The organism is Mesoflavibacter sp., assembly GCF_964226795.1.
Taxonomy (GTDB): domain Bacteria; phylum Bacteroidota; class Bacteroidia; order Flavobacteriales; family Flavobacteriaceae; genus Mesoflavibacter; species Mesoflavibacter zeaxanthinifaciens.
On record NZ_CAXQQP010000004.1, the window covers coordinates 111,640 to 135,660 of the forward strand.

Consider the following 24,021-nt stretch of genomic DNA (forward strand, 5'->3'; position numbering starts at 1 on the left):
CGACTGTTTTATGAACTCTGAAATATTAAAATTCTGGTATAAAATTACCAACAATAAAAGCAAATATTTAGAAGTTAAACATGCAAAACGCGAGCAGAAAAAACGTACTACTTTAAATCCTGAAGTTTTAAAAACTTTAAAACAGTTTAAAGATAATATCGATTCTAAAACCGAAATTAACTTATCACATTCTGGACATTTAGGAGATTTGATATATGCTTTACCCATTATAAAAGAGTTGTCAAAAACAAAAACTTGCAATTTAATAGTTAAAGTTAATCAGCCATATAACGGACAATATTTTAAACATCCATCAGGAAATATTATGATTTCCGAAAGGTCTTTTAATATGCTTTTGCCATTATTAAAAGAACAATCGTATTTAAATAGCGTAATAGTTTACACCAACCAAACTATAGATGTTGATTTAGATTTTTTTAGAGCTTTACCTATTTCAAATCAATTTCATTCATTTAGATGGTATTATCATCTTGTAGGAAAACAAGCCGATATGACATTGCCTTATTTAGATGTAAAACCACATAAGACTATTAAAGATAAAATTGTAATTGTACGTACCTTTAGAGCACGTAATGTATTTATAGATTATTCATTTTTAAAACACTACGATAACTTATTGTTTTTGGGCACAAAAGATGAATATGAAGATTTAAAGCAAAGCGTACCAAATCTAGAATTTTATGATGTTAAAGACTTTCTAGAACTAGCACAAATAATAAAATCATGTAAGTTTTATTTAAGTAATCAAACTTTTGCTTATGCGATTGCCGAAGGATTAAAAGTACCAAGACTATTAGAAGCATATCCAGATTATCCTGTAATGTTTCCAACAACAACTAATGGAGCAGACTTTTATTTTCAAGAGCATTTTGAAGCTTATTTTAAAACCATGTATAACGCTTAATATTTTTTAATGACTACGGTAGATGTATCTATAATTACAGTAAATTATAATAATGCAAAATTGACTTTAGATTTTGTAAACTCATTAGTAGCTAAGTTTACTAAACAGTATACTTTTGAAGTTATTGTAATTGATAATGCCTCTACAGAACCTTTAAGTTTACAATTAGAAACTACTTTTAATGCAGTAGATTATCCTGTAATATTTCATAAAAGCGCTATAAATTTAGGTTTTGGCGCAGGTAATATGTTAGGTGTTCAGTTTGCAAAAGGTAAATATTTGGCTTTTATAAATAACGATGTAATAATTACAGAAGATTGTTTTTCTCCTTTAATAGACTATTTAAAAGCAAACGATGATGTTGCAGTCTGTTCACCACAACAATTAAATATTGATAATAAACCTGTAATTGGGTTTGATTATTTTCAAGGGTTTAGAAAAGAATTATTTGGTAGAAGTTTTATAGAAAAATTTATAAAAAATCATCCAAAACGAAAAGATTTACCATACAAAACACCTTTTGAAGTACCAGCTTTACAAGGTTGTTTTATGTTTTTTAAAGCTGAAATTTTTGCAAAAATTGGAGGTTTTGACACTAATTTGTTTTTATATTTTGAAGAAATGGATTTGTGTTTTAGGTTAAAGCAATTGGGCTACAAAAGTGTTTTAGTACCAACATCTACTTTTAAACATTTAGAAAGTGCAACCGTAAAAGCAAATCCTTTAATTAAGCAAGAGTTAATGATTTCTAGGCTTTACATATACCGTAAAAATTATTCTTATTTAAAATATAAATGCTTACAATGTATTATTTTACTAAAGTTAGCTTTAAAAGCGTTGACCAGTAAGAATAGAGCAAAATTATTTTGGATAGTTTTTCAAGGTGCGCCTTTAAAATATTCTTTAAAGCAGAAACAACAAATTGTTTTAAAATAAGCTTCTGTAGACGTCTGCATAGTGTAATGCTGCAGTATCCCAATTAAAACTTTTAGCACGGTTTTGATATGCATTTATATAAAAGTCTTTGTTGGTTTCATACTTATGTAATCCTTCTATCAAGACGTTAGCCATGTATTTTGAATCAAAATTATCCCAGTAAAATGCATCTTTACCGCCTATTTCAGGTAACGATGTAAGGTTGGATAAAAATACAGGTTTACCATAAGACATCGCTTCTATTGGTGGTAACCCAAAACCTTCTAATAATGAAGGAAACACCAACGCTTCACAATGTTTATAGTAATAATGTTTCTCGGTTGAACTAATTTTACCTAAAATATGGATTTGGCTTTTTGTATTAGTTTTTGCAATTGCAGTTTCTAAAACATTGGTTGTATAATCGTCTTTTTTTGATCCTGCAAGTACCAAATCAAAATCTGGTAAATGCTCTAACATTTGCACTAAAGTATGTGGATTTTTACGTGCTGTTAATCCGCCAATAAAAAATAAAAATGGTCGTTGGGTTACTGGTGTAACCGCTTTAAAATCGGTTTGGAGTTTGCTTATAGGATTACCGTTGTAAATTACATATTCAGGAATGTTTGGAACATCAAAATATTTGTGAGTAGATTGTTTAGCAAATTCAGATATGTAAGTAATGGCATTGCTTCTTTTTAATTTTTCTTTAAACCTAAGATTAACTTTATGATCCATATCGTTAGAAACTTCATCTACAAAATTTACGTCATGAATTGTTAATACGTACGGAATATTAAAAAATGGTTCTACTTTTATATTTTGATTTAAACTATGCCAAACATCGTACTTCTTTTTTATTCTGAATAAAGGTTTTCGGCTTAAAGATTTATAAGTTTTATAGTTAAAATAATTACCGTATTTATCTTTTAAAGGCGTTGTGTTTTTAGCATTAAGTGTTATTTTAAAATCTTCAATTTGCGCATTATAAAGCCCATTAATTAGATGATAATTAAATTGCCCAAAACCGTTAAATTGATTTTTTATGTTATGAGATTCTAAAAAAACGTCTTTCATCTATTCAATATTTCTGTACATAGTCCAAAGCTGAATATAACGCTTAAACACCATAAAACCACTAAGATAAGATACTATAAAACCTTCTTTTCCATCTAAAAAACCAAGTCTTAAAAAGTATTGGTTCATAAATCTGTACCAAGGTCTAAATAAAAAATGATATAGATTTGGACGTGTATTCTTATTATATAATTCTTCTGCTTTTAATTTACTGTACTTAGTAAGTTTTAAATTATAATCGTCAAAAGATTTATACGTGTAATGATCTACTTTATGTTTTAATTTTTTAATAGTTGAAGCTGTTTCTATAGCTTCGTGTACTAATTTACCATTGTATTTGCAGTTGCTTTTATTAAATAGTCTAACAACATAATCGGTTTGAAAACCACTATATTTCAAACGTTTTCCCATAAAATAAAAGTTTCTTTTTACTTTAAAAGCTTCATTTTTAGGGTTTGTTTTTATGGTGTTAGTAATTTCTTCAGCCAATTCAGGAGTCACAATTTCATCTAAATCAAAAAAAGTAACCCAATCGTTATTAGCCAAACTTATTGCGTAGTTTTTTTGTGTAGAAAAATCATCAAATTTACGTTGTACTACTTTTGCACCAAGTTGTTTAGCAAGATTTACGGTGTTATCTGTACTAAAAGAATCTACTATGATAATTTCGTCTGCAAAAGATAAGCTTTTAATGTAGCGTTCTACATTTTTTTCTTCGTTATAAGTTATAGCTAAAGCGCTTATCATGTTATAGAAAATAAGATTTTAGGCAAATATAACCAATAGGCTTTATATATTTGTGAGTAGTTAAAAATCATTTTTGGTATGGCAAAATTACCGGTATTAATGTATCATTCTGTTACTTCTAAAATAGATGAAGCTAAAGGTTTGACTATACATGTGGATAAGTTGGAAAAACAGTTGCTGTATCTAAAAAATAATGGTTATAAAACGCTTCATTTTAAAGATTTAGATCGTTTTAAAACTGCAAAAGATTTACCAAAAAAATCTGTAATTATTACGTTTGACGATGTGTATGTTAATCAATTAGAATTAGCATATCCATTGTTTAAAAAACATAATCTTAAAGCTTGTTTTTATGTGCCTTTTAAATTTGTTGGTAATAAAAATAATTGGGATGAAGGTAAAAAACCAATAATGTCTGTAGCACAATTAAAGCAACTAGATCCATCTATTATCGAGCTTGGTTGGCATAGTTACGGTCATATTAATTACCAATTATCTTCTATAGATACGATAGCGTTAGATTTAAAATCATGTCAAGAATTTATTAAAAGCAATGAATTTGAGTTGTCCAACACTATTGCTTATCCTTACGGAAAATTCCCTAGAAAAAATCCAATAAATAAACAATTTGAAACCTTGTTAAAAGCAAACCATTTAGATTATGGTTTACGCATAGGTAATAGAATTAATAAGTTTCCTTTTAAAAATAAATATCAAGTACAACGATTAGATATAAAAGGAGAAGATACGTTACTAAAGTTTATATGGAAACTTAAAGTAGGTAAGTTGTTTTAAACTATTTAATCCCTTTTTTTAGTAACATTAATTTGGCATATCTAGAAAATACACCGTAAGCGTTAATGCTAGCAACAGCAAGTCCAGGAATACCATCCATAAAACCGCGTCTTAAAATATAACTACTAAAAAAACGATAAAAAGGTTTGAAAGCTAAATGAAAATAAGTTGCTTTCTTACCTTTTTTAAGCATTTGTTCTGCCTGAAACCAAGCATAACTATCTTTTTTACTAATGTAGTGTTCTAGACCTTTGTAAGTAAAATGAAGTACAGGATTTTTAAGTTGACCAATACTACCATCAATAATCAATTTTTCGTGTACTAAACCTTCAAATTTACAATTAGCACGTTTAACTAATCGTAGTACAGAATCGTAATGATGATACAGAAAACGATTCATATAAAAATGCGGAAAGTTTAGCTTGTATCCAGCATGTTTCGGGTTTTTAATAACCTCTAAAATTTCTTGTTTTAAAGCAAAGGGAATACGCTCGTCAGCATCAATAAACAGTACCCATTCACCAGTTGCATATTGTAAGGCAAAGTTTTTTTGATTAGAAAAATTATCAAATTGTCGTTGTACAACGGTGCAATTATTTTTCTTAGCAATATCTACTGTTTTATCAGAGCTAAAAGAATCTACAACAATAATCTCATCAGCAAAACGTACAGAACGCAAAGCTTTTTCTATATAATTTTCCTCGTTAAAGGTAGGAATGATGACGGATAATTTCTTCATTTAAAACAATAAATAAAAGGCAAATTTACGTTTTTATATTCTTCTTAAACAAAACTAAAGCATGCAATATTTTAAATATGTCTATCTTTGCAATTCAATTTGAAACAATACATTAATGAGTGGTTTACCTATATCTGTAATAATTAGTACTTATAACGCTGAAGCTTGGTTAGAAAAAGTTTTAGAAAGCTATAAATATCAAGACTACGATAACTTTGAAGTTATTATAGCAGATGATGGCTCGCGTGAAACAACTAAGCAGTTAATAGATCGTTTTAAAGCAGATTACCCTGTAAATTTACGTCATATTTGGCATGAAGATAAAGGTTATAGACGCCAAGAGTTATTAAATAAGTGTATCATGCTGACAGAGTATGATTATATTTTAATGACGGATGGAGATTGTATTGCTCGTAAAGATTTTGTATCAACTCATGCAAAATATGCAGAGAAAGGCTACTTTCTTTCTGGTGGTTATTTAAAATTAGATATGCCAACAAGTGAAACCATTGAGTTGAAAGATATTGAAAACGAAAATTGTTTTGATACTAAATGGTTAAAAGAAAACGGAAGTGTAAGTTTTAAACAAGCTTTAAAACTAAACGCTAACGGACTTTGGGCAGATTTTTTAGATGCTACAACACCAACAGGAGCAACATTTAACAACTGTAACTCAAGCGCCTGGAAAGAAGATTTGATTGCTATAAATGGTTATGATGAACGTATGCAATATGGTGGACCAGATAGAGAACTAGGAGAACGTTTATTTAATTATGGAATTAAATCTAAACAAATAAGACATAAAGCAATTGTTTTGCACTTAGATCATCCAAGAGGCTACAAAACAAAAGAGTCTTTAGAGCGAAATTTAAAAATTAGAAAAGCAGTTAAAGACGAAAATCGTACTTGGACAGATTACGGTATTGTTAAAAAATAGTATGCCAAAAATCTCTGTAATTATAAGTACTTATAATCAGCCTAAATGGCTGTATAATGTCTTAGTTGGATATAACCAGCAAACCTTTACAGATTTTGAAATTATTATAGCAGATGATGGATCTACGGATAATACAAAAACTGTAGTAGACAATTTTATTAGTAAATCAAACTTAAAAATTAAGCACGTTTGGCAAGAGGATAAAGGCTTTAGAAAAACAACAATTTTAAATAAAGCCATTTTAAAGTCAAATGCAGATTATTTGCTATTTACGGATGGTGATTGTATTCCTAGAAAAGACTTTGTGCAAACACATTATGATTTAAAAAAAGATAATTGCTTTTTATCTGGAGGTTACTTTAAATTACCAAAACACATTTCTGAAATTATTACTGAAAAAGATATCATCAAGCAATCTTGTTTTGATAAAAAATGGTTATTAGATCATGGTTTAAAATCTTCATTTAAGCTAAATAAATTAACTGCAAAAGGAACAAAACAGTTTCTATTAAATAAGTTAACACCAACCAAAGCTACTTGGGATGGTATGAATGCATCAGGTTGGAAAAAAGATATATTAGCTGTTAATGGGTTTGATCAGAGAATGGAATATGGAGGCGAAGATAGAGAGTTAGGAGAACGTTTAGTTAATAAAGGTGTGAAACCTATACAGATAAGATATAGTGCTATATGCGTACATCTTTATCATGAAAGAGGTTATAAAAATGATAAAGCTATAGCTAAAAACTTAGCCATTAGAAAACAGACAAAAACTAAAAAGACAACATGGACAGAGTTTGGTATAAAACAAACTAGTTAACACGGTAAGCACCAACTTTCCAATAGGTTTGTTCTCTATCTGTTTCAACTTTGTTAAAGTCAAGTTTTTCTATACTTGTATTTGCATCAATAATTTCCCAACAATCTAAACCTTCTTTGTAGATAGAAACTACTAGTAATCCATTAGGTTTAAGTTTACTTATAAATCTATTTAGGACTTCTTTTTTTAAGTTATGATGTACGTAATAATAAGCTTCATTAAAAACAATTACATCATAAGTCTTATTTGGATTGTAATTATGGATATCTGCAACTAAACTAGTAGAATTTGGAAGTTGCTTTTGTTTTGCTTTGTCTATAGAGTTCTTAGAGAAGTCTACATTGTAAAAGTGAGAATAAGTATTTTTATCAAACTTTCCGTTTAAAACAGCTTCTCCTGCACCAAGGTCCAGAATAGTAGGATTTTTAGAAGCGTACTTAGAAATAAATTCAACAATTTTTTGATATCTTAAGTCCTCACGATCGTTATTTAGATAATCCCATTTTCCCTTTTTATATTGTCTATTCCATCTGTTTTTTCTTCTCCAGTGATGAAATCGATCTATTAAGCTTAGTTTACTCACTATCTGTAGAGTTTAATTAATTAAAATGTTGCTTTAAAAAAGCATCTAATTTTGGGATGATAATATCTGGCGTTAATTGTTTATAAAGAAAAGCAGGATCTTCTTCAATTTTTTTACGCTGTTCTCTATCTGTAGAAAATAAATCTGGTTTTTCATCTAAAAGATGAATAGATGTATGTTTTTTACCGTCTTCAAAACTTGCCCAATGTTCTTTTAATACATAAGGAGAGAAAATAGTAAATGTTGGTTTGTTTAAAGCTTTTGCAATGTGAACTGTACCACCTTCATTTGCAATTAATAGATTGCATTTATTCATAAGTAACACAAATCCACGGATACTTTTTTCATAAATATCAAAAATAATTTGTTCTTTGTGTTTACATTGATTGTATATAGTTTGCGCATCTTCTTTTTGATGTGGTGCATAGTTAAATAAAGCATATACATCATAATTTTCGGTTACAAAATCTATCAACTTTACGATATAATTATAAGGCATAGATTTTTGTGGTGTACTACCCAAAATACCAAACATGACTATTGGCTTGTTGTATTGGTTAAGCTTATCGTATTGTTCTTCTTTATCTGTTAAAAATATTTTGGGTTCGTAAACAGGGTTTTTAATATCATAAACCGAAGTCACCAAATGTACTCTGTCTTCAATAGATTTTCCGCAAGGTTTAGACTTTTCTTTTAAAAACGAAATATTGTGTGTGTAAAACGGTAAAGGTGGATTTTTTTCTCGTTTTTTAAATCCTATTCTTGTATTTGCACCTGATAATAAAGTAATTACACGACTTTGAAATTTTGCGTAAGGATCTACAACAATATCATACTTTTTACGTCGTACATTAAAAGCAGTTTTAAGAAGTACGGGTATTTTTTTAAGTTCTTTTTCCTTGATTTCAATAATATTATCAATTGCTGGGTTTTGTTCGATAACACCAGTTGTGTAATCGTAAACCATGTAATCTATTACAGAATCAGGAAATACTTTTTTTAAATTTGTAGCAATTAAAGAGGCTAATAGCACATCTCCAATTCTTTTATTTTGAATGATTAAAATCTTCTTCATCTAAATTGGCTTTTGCCTAAGTGCAAAATATAATTTTATCGGCTTTTATTAAAATTTAGTTTAATATATCTTTGATGCAACTTAAAATTAATTAAAATCATACACTGTCATCCAAAATATCAACATTTAAAATCTGAAATTGAAAATTTAATTAAGGATTTTGATAACAAAGGAGAAGCTGTAACTATTGGCCAACGTAATGTTATTAAATCTTTTGAAGTAAACGGTTTAAAGCTAAATATAAAGTCCTTTAAAAAACCAAATGCTTTTAATAGTTTTATTTACAAATGGATACGACCAAGTAAAGCTAAACGGTCTTTTGAATATGCAAGCAGGTTAATAGATTGTGAAATATCAACACCTTTTCCTATTGCCTATATAGAAGAAACATCTGTTTTTGGATTAAAAAATAGCTATTATATAAGTGAGCATATAAATTATGATTTTGAATTTAGAGCATTAATACACAATCCAAAATTCCCTAAAAGAGAAGAAATATTAAAGAAATTTTCAGAATTCACCTTTAAGTTACATCAAAATAATATTAATTTTTTAGATCATTCACCAGGCAATACGTTAGTTGTTAAAACAGAGCAAGGTTATAAATTCTACCTTATAGATTTAAACCGAATGCGTTTTGAAAACATGACCTTTGATAAGCGTATGCATAATTTTAGACGCTTGTGGTTATCTAAAGCAATGATTAAAGTAATTGCAGAAAAGTATTCAGAATTATATAAAAAGCCTTACCAAGAAACCCATGATTTAATGTTAAAGCATAGTATGGCGTTTCAACATAAAATAAACCGAAAAAAATTGCGTAGATCTGGACGTAAAATGCAATTTAAGTCATAATATAAAAAATCCTAAACTTTAAAGTTTAGGATTTTTTATATTCATTTTGCTATGTAACTTTCATTTAAACAGCCACATCATATTCGCGTAACGCATCATTAAGTGATGTTTTTTTATTAGTACTTTCTTTACGCTTACCAATAATTAAAGCGCAAGGTACGTTATAGCTTCCAGCAGCAAACTCTTTAGTATAACTTCCAGGGATTACTACAGAACGTTCTGGTACATAACCTTTCATTTCAACAGGTTTATCACCAGTAACATCAATAATTTTAGTACTCATAGTCAAAACAACATTAGCACCTAAAACCGCTTCTTTACCAACTCTAACACCTTCTACAACAATACATCTACTACCAATAAAAGCACCATCTTCAATAATTACAGGAGCAGCTTGTAAAGGTTCTAAAACACCACCAATACCAACACCACCAGAAAGATGTACGTTTTTACCAATTTGCGCACAACTACCAACAGTAGCCCAAGTATCTACCATAGTACCTTCGTCTACATAAGCGCCAATATTTACATAACTAGGCATTAAAATAGTGCCAGCAGAAATATATGCACCATGACGTGCCACAGCATGAGGTACAACTCTAATTCCTTTTTCTTTATAACCAGTTTTTAAAGGGATTTTATCATGATATTCAAAAATACCAACTTCTAAAGTTTCCATTTTTTGTATCGGGAAATATAAAACAACTGCTTTTTTTACCCATTCGTTAACTTGCCAACCATCTGTAGTAGGTTCAGCAACACGAAGTGTACCTTCATCTAAAAGCGCTATCACTTTTCTAATTGCTTCAATAGTTGATGTCTCGGTTAAAAGCTCTCGGTTATCCCAAGCAGTTTCAATAATTTGTTGTAAATCTTTCATTTTTTGTAATTTCAATTTTTTGGCGAGCCCTAAAGGTCAGGCTTTACGCTATATCTTTTTTTGCCATATATGGCAGCAAAAAAAGGATGTCGCTTCAATCCTTCACGCAAATATAATTCCTATAAATTAAAATATGGCATAATATTTAAGGTGTTAATCTATAAAACCATAAATTTGCATAAAATTTTAAGATGGCTCAAATATTAGCAATAGATTACGGTAAAGTAAGAACAGGATTAGCAGTTACAGACGATATGCAAATTATAGCATCAGGACTAGCTACTGTAGCTACAAAAGAGCTTTTAGATTATTTAAAGACATATACAGAAAAAGAGAATGTAGAACTTTTTTTAGTTGGAGAGCCAAAACAAATGGATAATACAGCTAGCGAAAGCGAAGCTTTAATTAAACCATTTATTTCTAAACTAAGATCTACATTTCCGCACATTCCTATTGAAAGAGTAGACGAGCGTTTTACCTCAAAAATGGCAGCGCAAACCTTAATTGATAGTGGATTAAAGAAAAAACAAAGACAAAACAAATCTTTGTTAGATGAGGTTAGTGCAACTATTATCTTACAAAGTTACCTTTATAATAAATAATAATTTATGATATTACCTATAGTTGCTTACGGCGATCCCGTTTTAAAAAAGCAAGCCAAAGAAATAACAAAAGATTACCCAAATCTTGACACATTAATAGATAACATGTTTGAAACTATGTATGGTGCATACGGTGTTGGTCTTGCAGCACCGCAAATTGGGTTATCAATTAGAGTTTTTATAGTAGATGCATCACCATTTGCAGAAGATGATGATTTGTCAAAAGAAGAGCAAGAACAATTAAAAGCTTTTAAACGTGTTTTTATTAACCCAACTATACTAGAAGAAACTGGAGACGAATGGGCATTTAACGAAGGCTGTCTTAGTATACCAGATGTTAGAGAAGACGTGTTTAGACAACCAAATATAAAAATACAATATCAAGATCAAGATTTTAATACACATACAGAAGAGTTATCAGGTCTTGCAGCACGAGTATTTCAACATGAGTATGACCATATAGAAGGCGTATTATTTACAGATAAATTATCTGCACTTAAAAAACGCTTAATTAAAGGAAAACTAACCAATATTTCTAAAGGAAAAATAAACGTAGATTACCGAATGAAGTTTCCGTTAATGAAAAAGAAACGTTAAACGTTTGGAAAACCCAAAGTAACATTAGATATTTGCGACCCTTAAAAATAAATTTATGGCTTTAGAAAAAGTTTTAGCAATTTCAGGTAAACCTGGATTATACAAATTAGTAACTCAAACAAGAACGGGCTTTATAGCAGAATCTTTAATAGATCAAAAAAGATTATCTATTGGTATACAACAAAATGTAAGTGTATTAAGCGAGATAGCAATATATACTTTAACCGAAGAAGTGCCTTTAGCAGATGTTTTTAGAAAAATAAGCGAAAAAGAAAACGGACAAGAAACAGCTATTAGCCATAAAGACTCTAAAGATAAGTTAGAAGAATACTTCTTTGAAGTATTACCAGATTATGATGAAGATAGAGTATATGTTAGTGATATTAAAAAAGTAATTCAGTGGTATAATTTACTTGTTAAAAATGATCTTTTAAATTTAGAAGAAGAAGTAACAACAAGTGATGAAGAAGAATAATAAACTTGTTTATTAAAATATAAAAAAAATCCAGCCTTAAAGCTGGATTTTTTTGTGCCAATGTTTTACGCAATAATAAATCATTGTACTTTTACCAAAACCCTTTTTTTATGAATAGTAGACCTGATCAATTAAAAGCATTTGACCGTTTGTTAACCATTATGGATGAGTTAAGAGAACAATGTCCATGGGATAAAAAACAAACCATGCAAACATTGCGTCATCTTACTATAGAAGAAACTTACGAACTAGGTGACGCTATTTTGGATAACGATTTAGAAGAAGTAAAAAAGGAACTAGGAGACCTAATGCTTCACTTAGTTTTCTATGCAAAAATAGGAAGTGAAACCAATGATTTTGATATAGCAGATGTACTAAATACTGTTTGCGATAAACTAATACATAGGCATCCGCATATTTATGGAGATGTAAAAGTTGAAAATGAAGAAGACGTAAAACGTAATTGGGAAAACCTTAAATTAAAAGAAGGAAAAAAAAGTGTTTTAGAAGGTGTACCAAAAAGTTTACCAGCGCTTGTTAAAGCAAGTAGAATACAAGATAAAGTTGCAGGTGTTGGTTTTGACTGGGAACAACCAGAGCAAGTTTGGGAAAAAGTAGAAGAGGAGTTATCTGAATTTAAAGAAGAAGTACAAAACGGTAATCAAGACGCTATGGAAGCCGAGTTTGGAGATGTACTTTTTTCTATGGTAAATTATGCACGATTTTTAAAAATTAACCCAGAAAATGCATTAGAAAGGACAAATAAAAAGTTCTCAAAGCGTTTTGTTTATTTGGAAGAAAAAGCAAAATCTTTAAATAAAGAATTAAAAGACATGACTCTTACTGAAATGGATGTTTTTTGGGAAGAAGCCAAGAAACTGCTATAATTTTTCAAAAAAAATAATTTATAAAAAGTCAATTAATACCTAATTAAGGTTTTAACTATTTGATTTGCTTAAAAATATGTTAAAATCAACTTTTTTATAATCTATAAAAATCCAAAACAATAAATGTATCGTATATAATGCATATGACATTTAATCTTACCTTATTATAGAATAAAGTTGATTAATAGCATACATCATATTAGGTGTCATAGAAAATAAAATTATTTCTTGTAAACGAAGAGAAATAATTGGTTAGTTTAGTTAGGAGCCAAAACCCTATTTCCTCTCAGAAATAGGGTTTGGTTTTTTTATTAGAAAATGTTTCCTATAATTTTAATGATTATGAGTAATAGATTAATTAAATACTATATGATTAATCGTTATCTTTAATTAATATAGAGACTTAATTTTTTTAAGTTTAGTTTGCCAAATGTCTAATTCCTCTTTATGCTTTTTTATGTTTTTATGCACTTCTTTTACTAAAGGATTATCAGATTTAACATTAGTAAAAAACTGTAAATTGTTTTCTAGCTGGTTAATTTCTCCTTTTATTTCATCTACTTTTTTCTGAATGTAAAAACGTTCGTTATCAATTACTTTTTGGTTGTCTGTAGATGATAAGTCTTGAAGTTTATTTTCAAACTTAATCATTTCAGCTTCAGATTTGTTTAAATCTAAGTTTTTAAACAAACCATCTAAAACATTATTAAAGTCACCTTCAATATGTTTTTTATTTCTAGGTACGCGACCTATATTTTTCCAATTATTAATTTGTTCTTTTATAGTAGCTAAGTCTTCTTTTTGGTCTCCGGTTAATTTTAACTCTTTAACTTTGGCTAGTAATGCTTCTTTTTCTTTAAAAGCTTGCTCTTCTTCTGCAGATGCTGCATTACGTTGGTCTTTTATTCTATTAAAATAGTGGTTACATGCAGTTTTAAATTGTTTCCAGATTTTGTCGCTGTCCTTTCTTGGTACATGTCCAATTTTTTTCCAATCTGCTTGGATTTTTTTCATTAAAGGTGTAGTTACTTCAAAATCTTCGTTGTTTTTGTTTTCTTCTGCAATTTTAACAAGTTCTTGTTTTTTCTCTAGGTTAACGTATTGTTCCTTTTTTAAGTCTTTGTAGAACTGATTTTTGTTTCTGTTAAAGGTACGAACGGCTTCTTTAAATTTAGCCCATGTTGCTTCGTTAACTTTAATAGGTACTTTTCCTGCTTTAAAAAACTCTTCCCTTAAAGCTTCTACCTCTTTAATTTTATTTTGCCAACCTTTGTGAGTATTTATATTTTCTGAAGAAATTTGAGCAATCTTGTCTATAATAGCTTGTTTGTTTACAAGATTTTGCTCGTATAATTTATCTAAGCTTTTAAAGTATTCTTGTCTATTTTCATTAATTTTCTTTGTAGCTTCTTTAAATCGTTCCCAGATTGGTTCTCTGTGTTCTCTTGCTACAGGACCAAGCTCTTCTTTCCAGATTTTATGAAGGTTTTGAAGTTCTCTAAAGGCTCTGTTTATATTATCGTCTTTAGCTAGTGCTTCTGCTTGCTCTATAATTTTTGTTTTTTGTTCTAAATTATGTTCAAAATCTTTATCTCTTAAATCTCGATCTAAGTGTAATAAATCATAGAAACGTTCTACATTAAAATGGTAGCTGTTCCAAGCGTTATTATATTTATCTCTTGGTATTGGACCAGCATTTCTCCATTGGTCTTGTAAATCTTTAAATGTCTTATATTTAGAACTCATTGAGTCTTCTGCATCTTCGGTAAGTGCTTTTATTTGCTCAATAATTTCTAGCCTATTATTTAAATTTTGCTTTAAGTTTTTTTCTAAATTTTTGTAGTGTGCAGTTAGACGTTGTTTGTAGTCTTTATAAGTGTCTCTAAAGCTACGTTGTAATGGAGAGTTGTATCTAAAGTCCATCTCTACACCGCCATTACTTAAAAACTCTTCTTTCTTTTCTTCAAGTAAGTCATTAAATTGTTTATCAAACTCTTGTTTTAAGGCATTAACATGTTTGTTTATAGCTTGTACTTTTTCGTTTTTTACCAAACGTTCAAGTTCTATAACCAATTGTTCCATGTTTAAAGACTCATAATCTTTTTCTTCAATATTATGTCTGTCTTTATTGCCTTCATCTTCGGCATCTTCTGCGTTAGAGTCTTCAATTTCATTTAAGACTTTATCATCGTCGTTGTTTGAATTGTCTTTTGTTGTTGGTTGTACAGTTTCTTTTTGTTCTTCCGTTCCGTCTGCGTTTTGCAGGTTATCTAGCTCTGACATCTTTAAAATGTTTTAAAATTTAGATTTTAAAGATAGTAACAAGTTGAAAAACTACAAACAAAATTCTAAGCTATGCGCTATTTATTCCATATTTTCCAAGCTTTTTCTGCTTGAAATACCAACATATCGTAACCATTAATGATTTTTGCGCCTTTTAGTTTTCCGTTTTTTAGAAACGTAGTTTCTGAAGGATTATAAATTAAGTCGAACAAAATATGTTTTTTAGAAATGAAATTATAAGGTATGTCTGGAGCGTTATCTATATTGGGATAGGTGCCTACAGGTGTACAATTAATGATTATTTTGTGGTCGTTTATGATGTCTTCTGTTAAATCTAAATACGTATAATCTGCTTTTGTTGAAGATGTTCTTGAAACAAATTTGTATTTAATCCCTAATTTTTTAAGAACAAACGCAATAGCTTTACTTGCGCCACCAGTTCCTAAAATAAGAGCTTTTTTATGTCTTTTTTTAAGATGAGGTTTAAGTGATTTTTTAAAACCATAACAATCGGTATTATAACCCTTTGTTTTTCCTTTTTTTGAGATTTTTATAGTGTTTACAGCTCCAATTTTTTTTGCTTTTTTATCTAAGCTATCCAATTGAGGAATAATTTCTTCTTTATAAGGAATTGTAACGTTTAAACCTTTTATATCTTGATTTAGTACCTCAGTTTTAAATTGATTTATGTTTTCTATATCAAAATTTTCGTAAGATGCATCTTTAATATCTTCATCTTTAAATTTTATTGAAAAATAATTTTGAGAAAATGAATAGGAGATATCTCTACCGATTAATCCAAATCTACGCATTGGCTTGCCTTGTTTTTTGTCCGTAAAACTCTAAAGCTAAAACTATAGCTATACCAATTATTGTAAAAGCAATAGCATAGTAGGTTTCTGGTGTTAGTTCTGGTAAATAACGTTTGTAATTTTCGATGATTTTTTCTCCTCTTGAGTCTAGTACAAAAGTATTATTATTGGTTTTATAAATGGTTTCTTTAAATGGCCAAACGACGCCTAAAGAGCCAACGATAAAGCCAATTATTGATGCGATAGTTACACTTTTATAATGTTTTAAAATATAATTTAATGCGTGAGAAAACGTGACTAATCCAACTATAGAACCAAGCGTAAAAACAGCTAAAACCTTAAGCATTCTTATGCGCTCTAAATTAGATGTAAAGCTAAAGTCTCCGGTTATAATTTCGGTTACAGTGTCATACAAAGCATTAACAGAGTCTACTAATAGTAACACGTAATTACCTAAAAGTATTAAAATAAAGGAACCTGAAAAACCAGGTAAAGTCATACCTGATACACTAATTATCCCGCAAAAAAACACAAATAATAAATTATCATTTTGTGTTGCAGGATCTAAAAAGCTAATACTTAAACCAATAGAAATACCAATAGTTAATGCTATGTATGTTGTAGGTTTCCAGTCTTTAAAATCTTTACTTATATAATAAATAGATCCAATAATCATCCCGAAAAACACGCTCCATACATAAAGCTGATAGTGGGTTATTAGATAGTCTAATATTTTAGAAACACTAAAGTAACTAATTACCATCCCTAAAAATAAGAGACTTAAAAATCTACCATTTATATAATTATAAAATGATTTAAAACGACCATTAAATAGTAGTTTAAACGCTTTTATATTTACTTTTTGAAGAGAATAAATAAACTCTTCATAAAACCCTGCAACAAAAGCAACCACACCACCAGAAACACCAGGCACTTTGTTTGCTGCGCCCATTCCTAAACCTTTAAGAACTAAAAAAATACGATCTTTTAATGTTCTGGTACTTTGCATTATTCTGGTTTGTTTCCTACTTTTTCAAGTATAAAAATAGTTAAAAATCCTACAACCATTAAGCCAATTGCTAGCGGTAGTTGCGCATTGACTTGATTAATTTCGGCGTAATATGAAGGAGAAATACTTTGCTCTATTACCATTTTGTAACTGTCAAAATTCTGAATAGATTTTTGATAGATACCTAATGTTCCAAAGTTTGATACCGTCTCAAAATCAACAATATTTCCTGTGGTATCTTCCATAACCTTTAAGGTTTTTTTGTAAGGCCAAACTTTGTTTAAAGAGCCTAAAATAAAACCAGTTAATAAAGCCAATGTTAGATTATGATAATTTTTAAAAAGCCATTTAAGAACACGACTAAAAGATAAAAGACCAACTACAGCACCAGATGCAAAAAGGGCTATTTTTTTGATATCAAAATCATGAAATGCATCACTTAAAGTCTTGTAAGCACCTAGAATAACTAAAATAAAACTACCAGAAATCCCTGGTAAAATCATAGCACAAATAGCTATAGCACCAGCAATAAAAAGAAAATAAGAATTAGTATTACTAGCTAAGGACGGTAAACCTGTAATGTGAAAAGCTATAACAGCACCAGCAATAAGAGCAATAATAGTAGATGATGACCACTTTTTTATTTGTTTGCCAACAAAGTAAATGCTTGCAATAATTAATCCAAAAAAGAAAGACCAAATAAGTACAGGATGTTCTTCTAAAAGAAATTTAGCCAATCTCATAAAGGAAATAAAGCTAATTATAATGCCTGTTAAAAGCGCTAATAAAAAATTACCGTTTAACTGTTTCCAGAAAGGAAGAATGCCCTCTTTTTTTAAGGTTTTAAATAAAGAAAAGTCTACATTACTTATAGTTGTTACTAGTTCTTCGTAAATACCAGAAATAAATGCTATAGTTCCTCCAGAAACACCAGGTACAGCATCTGCTGCGCCCATTGCAACACCTTTTAAGCTAATAAAAAGATAGTCTTTTAAACGTCTTTGCATCTTTTATGTTTTAAAGCTTCAAAGGTATGTAAAATTAGAAACAAGATTACGTTATTGTACCTTTTTTAACGCCTTTTGAAAAGTAATAGAGTGATATACTTCAGGAAATAGCTCTTCTATAATAAACAAGAATTCTTTATTAAAAGTCATAGCGTTTTTAAGATGATAACTACCTTTTTCAGTTTCTAAAGCTTTATAGTATATACCGGTTAGTCTAAATTCTATTTCGGCGTTTTCTGGATAAAATTCTGTTGCTTGTATTAAATTTAAACTAGCTGCATCTAATTCTCCTATTTGAATAAGTATATCTGTTCTAGACAACCAGGTGTTTAGTTCGTAATTACCTAATTCTATTGCTTTTTTATAACCTTTTTCTGCTTCTTCTAAAAAGTTAAGTCTTTGATTTATTTGGGCATAAAGTTTCCAATAGATTACATTTTCTGCATCAATATTTATTGCTTTATTGATGTAATATAATGCTTTTTGGTAATTATGTTGCTTTAAATAAAATTTAGTAATTGCAATCCAACCTTTATCTAGTAATGGATCTTCTTTTACTGTTTTGTAATAGTATTGTTTTGCTAAATCTAATTTACCTAACTTTTCATAACAACAACCCATTCTTAATAAAGCAAAGCTAGTTGGATCATCAAGTTCTAGTGTAAGTAAATAGTTTTCTATCGCTTCTTTGTAGCGTTTTAATTTTTCTAAAACCTTACCTTTTTCTAAGTAAGCACCTATAAAGCGGTCATCAGAAATTATCGCAAAGTCAAATGCGCTAAGCGCCTTTTTATAATCTTTAATAGAAAAGTATTGTTTGCCTAATTGATGCCATGCAACTTCACAATAAGGATTAGAATTTAAGTATTTATTTAAAAATGTAATTGCTTCTTCATTTTCATTTAAAAAATCAAAGCAGTATATAATATTATATAATGAAGAATAGTCTTCTGGTTGTTCTTCTAAACAACTCATAAAGCTTTGCTTGGCTTTTTCAAAGTCGTCTAAAAGCAAGTATTCCATGCCTATTAAAGCATGTATTTCTGAAACTTCTTCAGAAAAGTTTAATGCTATTTTTAACACTTTGATTGCGTCTTCATGATTGTCTTCTTTAGAAAGAATATTAGCTTTTTGGATGTACACTTCTTCATTAGATGGCTCTAAAACATAAAGTGCATCTAGTAGTTGATTAGCCTCTTTTAATTTGTTTTCAAAAACATAAACTTCAACTTTAAATAATTTTAAATTAGTTGAAGATGGATGTTGTTCTAAACCTAATTTTATTGCTTTTTTTGCAAGAGCAACTTTACCTTGATTTAGGTAATGATGTATAATGTTTTCAAATTCTTCTGAGTCAAAAAACAATACATTATTTGTTTTTAGCATTGACTCAAATTTATTTAGAGAAACATTATTGTTAGGGCTATCTTGACTGAATTCCATAGGTGTTTTTAATTTCCTCGTAATAAATGTAATGTTCTATTGTACTTTTTTTTAACTTTTAGATGATTTGTTTTTAACAAAGTAATGAACAATTACTATTTTAATTGTTTTTTAGTTGAGCTTTAGTCGGTTAGAAGATAACTTTATTACAGTAATTTATTAAGTATGTCAATAATAATGCCACAGCCTTTTTTAAGCTCGTCTTTACTGATTGTTAGTGGCGGTGTTATACGTATGGCTTTTGGTTCAAATAGTAACCAAAATAGAATTAGACCTTGTTTTTGAGCTTCTAAAACTACATGGTTTGTAACCTCTGCAGACTTCGTAATTGCAGCTAACATTAAACCTCGACCACGCACTTCTTTAATTAAAGGATGTTGTAAAAGAAGGTCTTTTACCAATTTTTCTTTTTCTAAAGTTTCTTGCATTAAATTGCTGTTAACTACTTCTTGTAATGTTGCTAAAGCAGAAGCAGCAATTAAAGGGTTACCACCAAAAGTAGTGATGTGTCCCATTTTTGGGTTGTCTTGTAATAGTGACATATGCTTTTTTGAAGCTGTAAAAGCACCAATTGGTAAACCACCACCAAGACCTTTACCGGTAACGACAATATCTGGGATAACATTATAGTTTTCGAAACCAAAAAGTTTACCTGTTCTACCAATACCTGGTTGGATTTCGTCTAAAATTAATAAAGCGCCAACGCTTTGGCATTTTGCTTTTAATTTAGTTAAGTAATTATTAGTTGGCTCTATAAAACCTGCACCACCTTGAATAGTTTCTGCTATAACAGCAGCAGTTTTTTTAGTAATAAAATCTAAGTCCGTTTCACTATTAAAGTTAATATGATGCACATCAGGTATTAATGGTCTAAAAGGTGCTTTTCTTTCTTCATAATTCATTAAACTTAAAGAACCCATTGTATTACCATGATATGCATTTTTCATAGCAATAATTTGACTTCTTCCAGTAACGCGACGTGCTAGTTTTAGTGCACCTTCAATAGCTTCTGTACCAGAATTTACTAAATAAGTTTGTTCTAACGGATCAGGTAAATGGTCTGCTATAAACTGGCATAAATCTACTGCAGGACCTTGAGCATACTCGCCATAAACCATGACATGTAAATATTGATCTGCTTGCTGTTTTATTGCTTCTATAACTTTTGGGTGACAATGCCCTAAAGTACATGCAGATACACCAGCTACAAAGTCTAAATGAGCATTGTTGTTGGTGTCATATATATAACTTCCTTTGGCATGAGAAACTTCCATACCTAAAGGAAATGGCGACGTTTGCGCTTGATATTTAAAGAATAAATCTTTCAATAGTTTAATCCTTTTTTAAATCAGGTATTTTATTTAGTTTTTTGCCCGTTTTTTCTTTTGAAGTGTCTTTTTTGTTTAAAAACTTATTAGGTACGTTTCTTGACGCTTTTGGTTTTTCGTCTTTTTTAATCAAGTTTTTATCTTCGGCTTCTTGATCTGCTTTTTTTACACGACCAATTAAATCGTCGTTAAAAAATTCTTCTTCGTCATTGTAGGGCTCTAAGCCTTTTATTACTGGTAAATTTAATGGTGGATCATCTACAAAAAGGTCTTCTACAGATGCAGGTCGCTCGTCTTCACGCCAATCAAATCCTCTTAGTTTTCTGGCGTTTGCAGGAAAATCTTCTTCGGTGTAAAGTTTTCCGTCAAATTGACGAAGTTTTCTTAGTTCTGTTAATTCTTTATTCTCAAAATACATTTCAATATCAGCAGATTTTGACTTTTCAATACCTATTAATTCGCCATTTTCATTTCTACTATAATTGATAGATTCAGCATTTTTAAGAATATCAACTTGCTTCAGATTATTTTCATCATCAAAAAGACCGATTAATCGCTTTCCAGAAATTTGGTTGTAACCATCGTCACTTAATGTGTCTTTACTGATGACAAATGCATTATAAAATACAATTAAAGAGTCTAGTTTTTCGGTTTTTGGGTTGGATTTAAGATGAATAGTATCTCCAGTCATTTGGTTTTTTACATTCCAAAGAATAGGCTTTCTTGCTGCTGAAAACGCATCGCCTTTATTCATTCTTGCTAAATTGATTAGCTGTGTTAATCCTGTTTTTTGATCTACGTGTACCGAATCTGCTTTACCGCTAATATCTGATTTGTAAATCTTGGCATTATAATAAGCTCTGGTAATACGGTGTTCTGGTTTACCAGTTACCATCAACGTATCTGCATGCATAAATATGCTATCCTTTTCTTGAAGTGTGATCGCTAATGCACGTTTTGTAATAAAAACAGAGTCTTTTGCACGGTAGACTTCGGCATAGTGACCTTTAACAATACTATTGTTTAATGTATCTGTGACTTTAATATTGTTTGTTGCAGAAGCGAAGTTTTTATTACGGTCAAAATACATGCTATCGCCTTCAAAAACACGATTGTCGTAATCTATTCTTGATTTCTTTACAAAGTAACCAGTGTCAGATTCGGTGTCGTAAAAACCGCGTTCACAATAAATTTTACTTGCAGCATCTTCAATAGTTGATGGTCCGTACATATATGCATGACCTGTATCTGTATAGTAATCTAAAATTTTTGTTTTTAAAGTATATTCTGGATTAACAAGCTTAACGCTATCTTGAAATCTATACTTTTTTCTTGGCATAAAATAGCGTCCAATTTTACTGGTAATTGTTCCAGAAGAATCTCTTACAACTTTACCGCCTGTTTTATAATAAGCTTCTTGTTTAGCACGGTTAAAGTATAAAGTGTCTGTAGTTAGAATAGATTGTGGTTCGGTTAAAATAACATCTCCAGAAGCAAATGCTAATTGGGTTTTTCCTGAATATTCTGCGTATTTTGAATTCAGGTTTATGGTGTCGCCTTGAACCATTTTAACATTTCCGTAGGCTTCAACAAAATCTTCTTTTCCGTAAAAAATGGCTTTGTCACAATACATGTCTATACCATCATGGAAAATATGAATTTGTTGTGCATCATTTCTGGTTAATATTTGTGCACCAGGAAATTTTTCTTCGTCTTTTTCTCCAAAACCAGCGTATTTAATCTCAATAGTTTTGCGTTGTGCAGATGCAAAATAAGATATAAAAACTATTAGAAAGAGTAGGAGATATTTTGTTTTTATTGACTTCAATTTTAATGTGTTTGATGCAAAAATAACGATTTAACTTACTTCGTATTATCAATTAGTATTTATTTAAGACTGAAAAACCTGCTAATTAAATTGTTAGCAGGTTTTTAAATCTTTTTTAAAAGAAATTTTTATCTAAAAATAGTTTGTTTTCTGTCTGGTCCAACAGAAACTATTGTAATAGGAATTTCTAATTCTTTTTCTAAAAATGCGATGTATTCATTAAGTTCTTTTGGTAATGTAGAAGCTTCAGACATCTCAGTTAAATCTTCTGCCCAACCTTTAAACTCTGTGTAAACTGGTTCTACATTTTCAGGTTCGATATTGTATGGTAAATGCTTAATCTCTTCACCTTTATATTTATATGCTGTAGCTACTTTTAAAGTTTTAAAACCAGATAAAACATCTGCTTTCATCATCATTAATTGTGTAACGCCATTAACTTGACAAGCATATTTTAATGCTACTAGGTCTAACCAACCACAACGTCTTGGTCTACCTGTAGTGGCTCCAAATTCATGTCCAACGCGAGCCATAGTTGCGCCGTCTTCGTCAAACAATTCTGTTGGGAAAGGTCCAGAACCAACACGTGTTGTGTATGCTTTAAATATACCAAATACTTCTTTTATTTTGTTTGGAGCTACACCTAATCCAGTACAAGCACCTGCAGCAGTGGTATTACTTGAGGTTACAAATGGATATGTTCCAAAATCGATATCTAATAATGATCCTTGAGCACCTTCTGCTAAAATACTTTTCCCAGATTTTTGAGCTTGAAAAACGTACTCTTCAGAATCTATAAATGTTAAGCTTTTTAAAACGTTTACAGCTTCAAAAAACTCGTTTTCTAATTCTTTTAAATCGTATTCTATTTTAGCGTCGTAAAAATCTATCATAGATTCGTGCTTGTCTGCTAAACTACGGTACTTTTCTTGCCAATTATCTAATTCTAAGTCTCCTACACGTAAACCATTACGACCTGTTTTATCCATGTAAGTTGGTCCAATTCCTTTTAAAGTAGAACCTATTTTTGCTTTTCCTTTAGAAGCTTCACTAGCGGCATCTAGTAAGCGATGCGTAGGTAAAATGATGTGCGCTTTACGCGAAATTAATAATGACTTTTTATAATCTACGTCTTGCTCTGCTAACTTGTCCAATTCCTTTTTAAAAATAACAGGATCTATTACAACACCGTTACCAACTAGGTTAGTTGCGTTTTCATGAAATATACCTGAAGGGATTGTGTGTAATACGTGCTTTTTACCATTAAATACTAATGTGTGACCAGCGTTTGGTCCTCCTTGAAAACGCGCAATAATATTATATTTAGAGGTTAAAACGTCAACAATTTTTCCTTTGCCTTCGTCGCCCCATTGTAAACCAAGTAGTAAATCTACTGCCATTA

24 protein-coding genes are annotated in these 24,021 nt (G+C 29.9%); 10 read left to right on the top strand and 14 right to left on the bottom strand.

The genetic code is table 11. The features are described from left to right. The first annotated feature begins 10 nt into the window (after positions 1–10). The gene (locus tag ACEQT4_RS01935; RefSeq protein ID WP_370225753.1) at positions 11–925 is read left to right on the top strand and encodes a hypothetical protein; all 915 of its coding nucleotides are present in this window, start codon (positions 11–13) and stop codon (positions 923–925) included. Between the two features lie 9 nt (positions 926–934). Then, the gene (locus ACEQT4_RS01940; RefSeq protein ID WP_370225754.1) at positions 935–1,861 is read left to right on the top strand and encodes a glycosyltransferase family 2 protein; all 927 of its coding nucleotides are present in this window, start codon (positions 935–937) and stop codon (positions 1,859–1,861) included. Here the strand turns inward: ACEQT4_RS01940 and ACEQT4_RS01945 are convergent. Next, entirely contained in the window at positions 1,853–2,917 is a 1,065-nt protein-coding gene (locus ACEQT4_RS01945) for a glycosyltransferase family 4 protein (RefSeq protein WP_370225755.1), read from the bottom strand. The two genes, ACEQT4_RS01940 and ACEQT4_RS01945, sit on opposite strands and share 9 nt — an antisense overlap. Then, on the bottom strand, positions 2,918–3,664 hold the full coding sequence (locus ACEQT4_RS01950; RefSeq protein ID WP_370225756.1) for a glycosyltransferase family 2 protein: 747 nt from the start codon (positions 3,662–3,664) through the stop codon (positions 2,918–2,920). Between the two features lie 78 nt (positions 3,665–3,742). Here ACEQT4_RS01950 and ACEQT4_RS01955 point away from each other — a divergent pair, with 78 nt between their 5' ends. Next, the gene (locus tag ACEQT4_RS01955) at positions 3,743–4,459 is read left to right on the top strand and encodes a polysaccharide deacetylase family protein (protein ID WP_370225758.1); all 717 of its coding nucleotides are present in this window, start codon (positions 3,743–3,745) and stop codon (positions 4,457–4,459) included. A gap of 1 nt (position 4,460) precedes the next feature. Here ACEQT4_RS01955 and ACEQT4_RS01960 read toward each other — a convergent pair whose 3' ends face one another. After that, positions 4,461–5,198, bottom strand: coding sequence for a glycosyltransferase family 2 protein (locus ACEQT4_RS01960; protein ID WP_027880136.1), 738 nt, complete (start codon positions 5,196–5,198; stop codon positions 4,461–4,463). A gap of 115 nt (positions 5,199–5,313) precedes the next feature. Here ACEQT4_RS01960 and ACEQT4_RS01965 point away from each other — a divergent pair, with 115 nt between their 5' ends. Together ACEQT4_RS01965 and ACEQT4_RS01970 are read left to right on the top strand one after the other, a co-directional pair. Next, on the top strand, positions 5,314–6,135 hold the full coding sequence (locus ACEQT4_RS01965) for a glycosyltransferase family 2 protein (protein WP_370225759.1): 822 nt from the start codon (positions 5,314–5,316) through the stop codon (positions 6,133–6,135). Between the two features lies 1 nt (position 6,136). Then, entirely contained in the window at positions 6,137–6,955 is an 819-nt protein-coding gene (locus ACEQT4_RS01970; protein ID WP_370225760.1) for a glycosyltransferase family 2 protein, read from the top strand. Here the strand turns inward: ACEQT4_RS01970 and ACEQT4_RS01975 are convergent. Both ACEQT4_RS01975 and ACEQT4_RS01980 read right to left on the bottom strand, forming a co-directional pair. Continuing rightward, positions 6,948–7,538 carry a trans-aconitate 2-methyltransferase gene (locus tag ACEQT4_RS01975; RefSeq protein ID WP_370225761.1) on the bottom strand — a complete coding sequence of 197 codons (591 nt, stop codon included), beginning with the start codon at positions 7,536–7,538 and terminating at the stop codon, positions 6,948–6,950. The genes ACEQT4_RS01970 and ACEQT4_RS01975 overlap by 8 nt on opposite strands. A 16-nt stretch (positions 7,539–7,554) precedes the next feature. Continuing rightward, positions 7,555–8,613, bottom strand: coding sequence for a glycosyltransferase family 9 protein (locus tag ACEQT4_RS01980; RefSeq protein ID WP_370225763.1), 1,059 nt, complete (start codon positions 8,611–8,613; stop codon positions 7,555–7,557). A 291-nt stretch (positions 8,614–8,904) separates the two neighbouring features. On the opposite strand from ACEQT4_RS01980, the gene ACEQT4_RS01985 reads away from it, so the two are divergent. Then, positions 8,905–9,468 (top strand): lipopolysaccharide kinase InaA family protein, encoded by a 564-nt coding sequence (locus tag ACEQT4_RS01985; RefSeq protein WP_370225830.1) that lies wholly within the window; start codon positions 8,905–8,907, stop codon positions 9,466–9,468. 64 nt (positions 9,469–9,532) lie between these two features. Here ACEQT4_RS01985 and ACEQT4_RS01990 read toward each other — a convergent pair whose 3' ends face one another. Next, the gene (locus ACEQT4_RS01990) at positions 9,533–10,348 is read right to left on the bottom strand and encodes a 2,3,4,5-tetrahydropyridine-2,6-dicarboxylate N-succinyltransferase (protein WP_027880130.1); all 816 of its coding nucleotides are present in this window, start codon (positions 10,346–10,348) and stop codon (positions 9,533–9,535) included. A 191-nt stretch (positions 10,349–10,539) separates the two neighbouring features. On the opposite strand from ACEQT4_RS01990, the gene ruvX reads away from it, so the two are divergent. The 4 genes from ruvX (at position 10,540) to mazG (ending at position 12,909) form a co-directional block, all read left to right on the top strand. After that, positions 10,540–10,950 carry a Holliday junction resolvase RuvX gene (gene ruvX, locus ACEQT4_RS01995; RefSeq protein WP_027880129.1) on the top strand — a complete coding sequence of 137 codons (411 nt, stop codon included), beginning with the start codon at positions 10,540–10,542 and terminating at the stop codon, positions 10,948–10,950. Positions 10,951–10,956: 6 nt separating this feature from the next. Further along, positions 10,957–11,547 carry a peptide deformylase gene (gene def / locus ACEQT4_RS02000; RefSeq protein WP_370225764.1) on the top strand — a complete coding sequence of 197 codons (591 nt, stop codon included), beginning with the start codon at positions 10,957–10,959 and terminating at the stop codon, positions 11,545–11,547. Positions 11,548–11,602: 55 nt separating this feature from the next. Further along, on the top strand, positions 11,603–12,022 hold the full coding sequence (locus ACEQT4_RS02005; RefSeq protein ID WP_304143187.1) for a DUF5606 domain-containing protein: 420 nt from the start codon (positions 11,603–11,605) through the stop codon (positions 12,020–12,022). A gap of 110 nt (positions 12,023–12,132) precedes the next feature. Continuing rightward, positions 12,133–12,909: a nucleoside triphosphate pyrophosphohydrolase gene (gene mazG / locus ACEQT4_RS02010; RefSeq protein WP_370225766.1), complete on the top strand. Its 777-nt coding sequence runs from the start codon at positions 12,133–12,135 to the stop codon at positions 12,907–12,909. 390 nt (positions 12,910–13,299) lie between these two features. On the opposite strand, the gene ACEQT4_RS02015 is transcribed toward mazG, so the two are convergent. From ACEQT4_RS02015 to ACEQT4_RS02050, 8 genes are all read right to left on the bottom strand, one after another. Next, a complete protein-coding gene (locus ACEQT4_RS02015) occupies positions 13,300–15,192 on the bottom strand; it encodes a DUF349 domain-containing protein (RefSeq protein ID WP_370225767.1) in 1,893 nt (630 codons plus the stop codon). 77 nt (positions 15,193–15,269) lie between these two features. Beyond that, positions 15,270–16,004 carry a shikimate dehydrogenase gene (locus ACEQT4_RS02020; protein ID WP_106679351.1) on the bottom strand — a complete coding sequence of 245 codons (735 nt, stop codon included), beginning with the start codon at positions 16,002–16,004 and terminating at the stop codon, positions 15,270–15,272. Beyond that, positions 15,997–17,013, bottom strand: a complete 1,017-nt coding sequence (locus ACEQT4_RS02025) for a DUF368 domain-containing protein (RefSeq protein WP_370225768.1) — start codon at positions 17,011–17,013, stop codon at positions 15,997–15,999. The genes ACEQT4_RS02020 and ACEQT4_RS02025 overlap by 8 nt, the downstream gene beginning before the upstream one ends. Beyond that, on the bottom strand, positions 17,013–18,020 hold the full coding sequence (locus ACEQT4_RS02030) for a DUF368 domain-containing protein (RefSeq protein ID WP_370225769.1): 1,008 nt from the start codon (positions 18,018–18,020) through the stop codon (positions 17,013–17,015). Before ACEQT4_RS02030 ends, ACEQT4_RS02025 begins: the two co-directional genes overlap by 1 nt. Before the next feature lie 51 nt (positions 18,021–18,071). Further along, positions 18,072–19,463: a tetratricopeptide repeat protein gene (locus tag ACEQT4_RS02035; protein WP_372521199.1), complete on the bottom strand. Its 1,392-nt coding sequence runs from the start codon at positions 19,461–19,463 to the stop codon at positions 18,072–18,074. Between the two features lie 146 nt (positions 19,464–19,609). Then, positions 19,610–20,791 (bottom strand): aspartate aminotransferase family protein, encoded by a 1,182-nt coding sequence (locus ACEQT4_RS02040; protein WP_370225772.1) that lies wholly within the window; start codon positions 20,789–20,791, stop codon positions 19,610–19,612. A 4-nt stretch (positions 20,792–20,795) separates the two neighbouring features. After that, positions 20,796–22,619 (bottom strand): OstA-like protein, encoded by a 1,824-nt coding sequence (locus ACEQT4_RS02045; protein WP_106679363.1) that lies wholly within the window; start codon positions 22,617–22,619, stop codon positions 20,796–20,798. A gap of 128 nt (positions 22,620–22,747) precedes the next feature. Further along, positions 22,748–24,019 carry an adenylosuccinate synthase gene (locus tag ACEQT4_RS02050; RefSeq protein WP_027880119.1) on the bottom strand — a complete coding sequence of 424 codons (1,272 nt, stop codon included), beginning with the start codon at positions 24,017–24,019 and terminating at the stop codon, positions 22,748–22,750. Positions 24,020–24,021 lie beyond the last annotated feature (2 nt).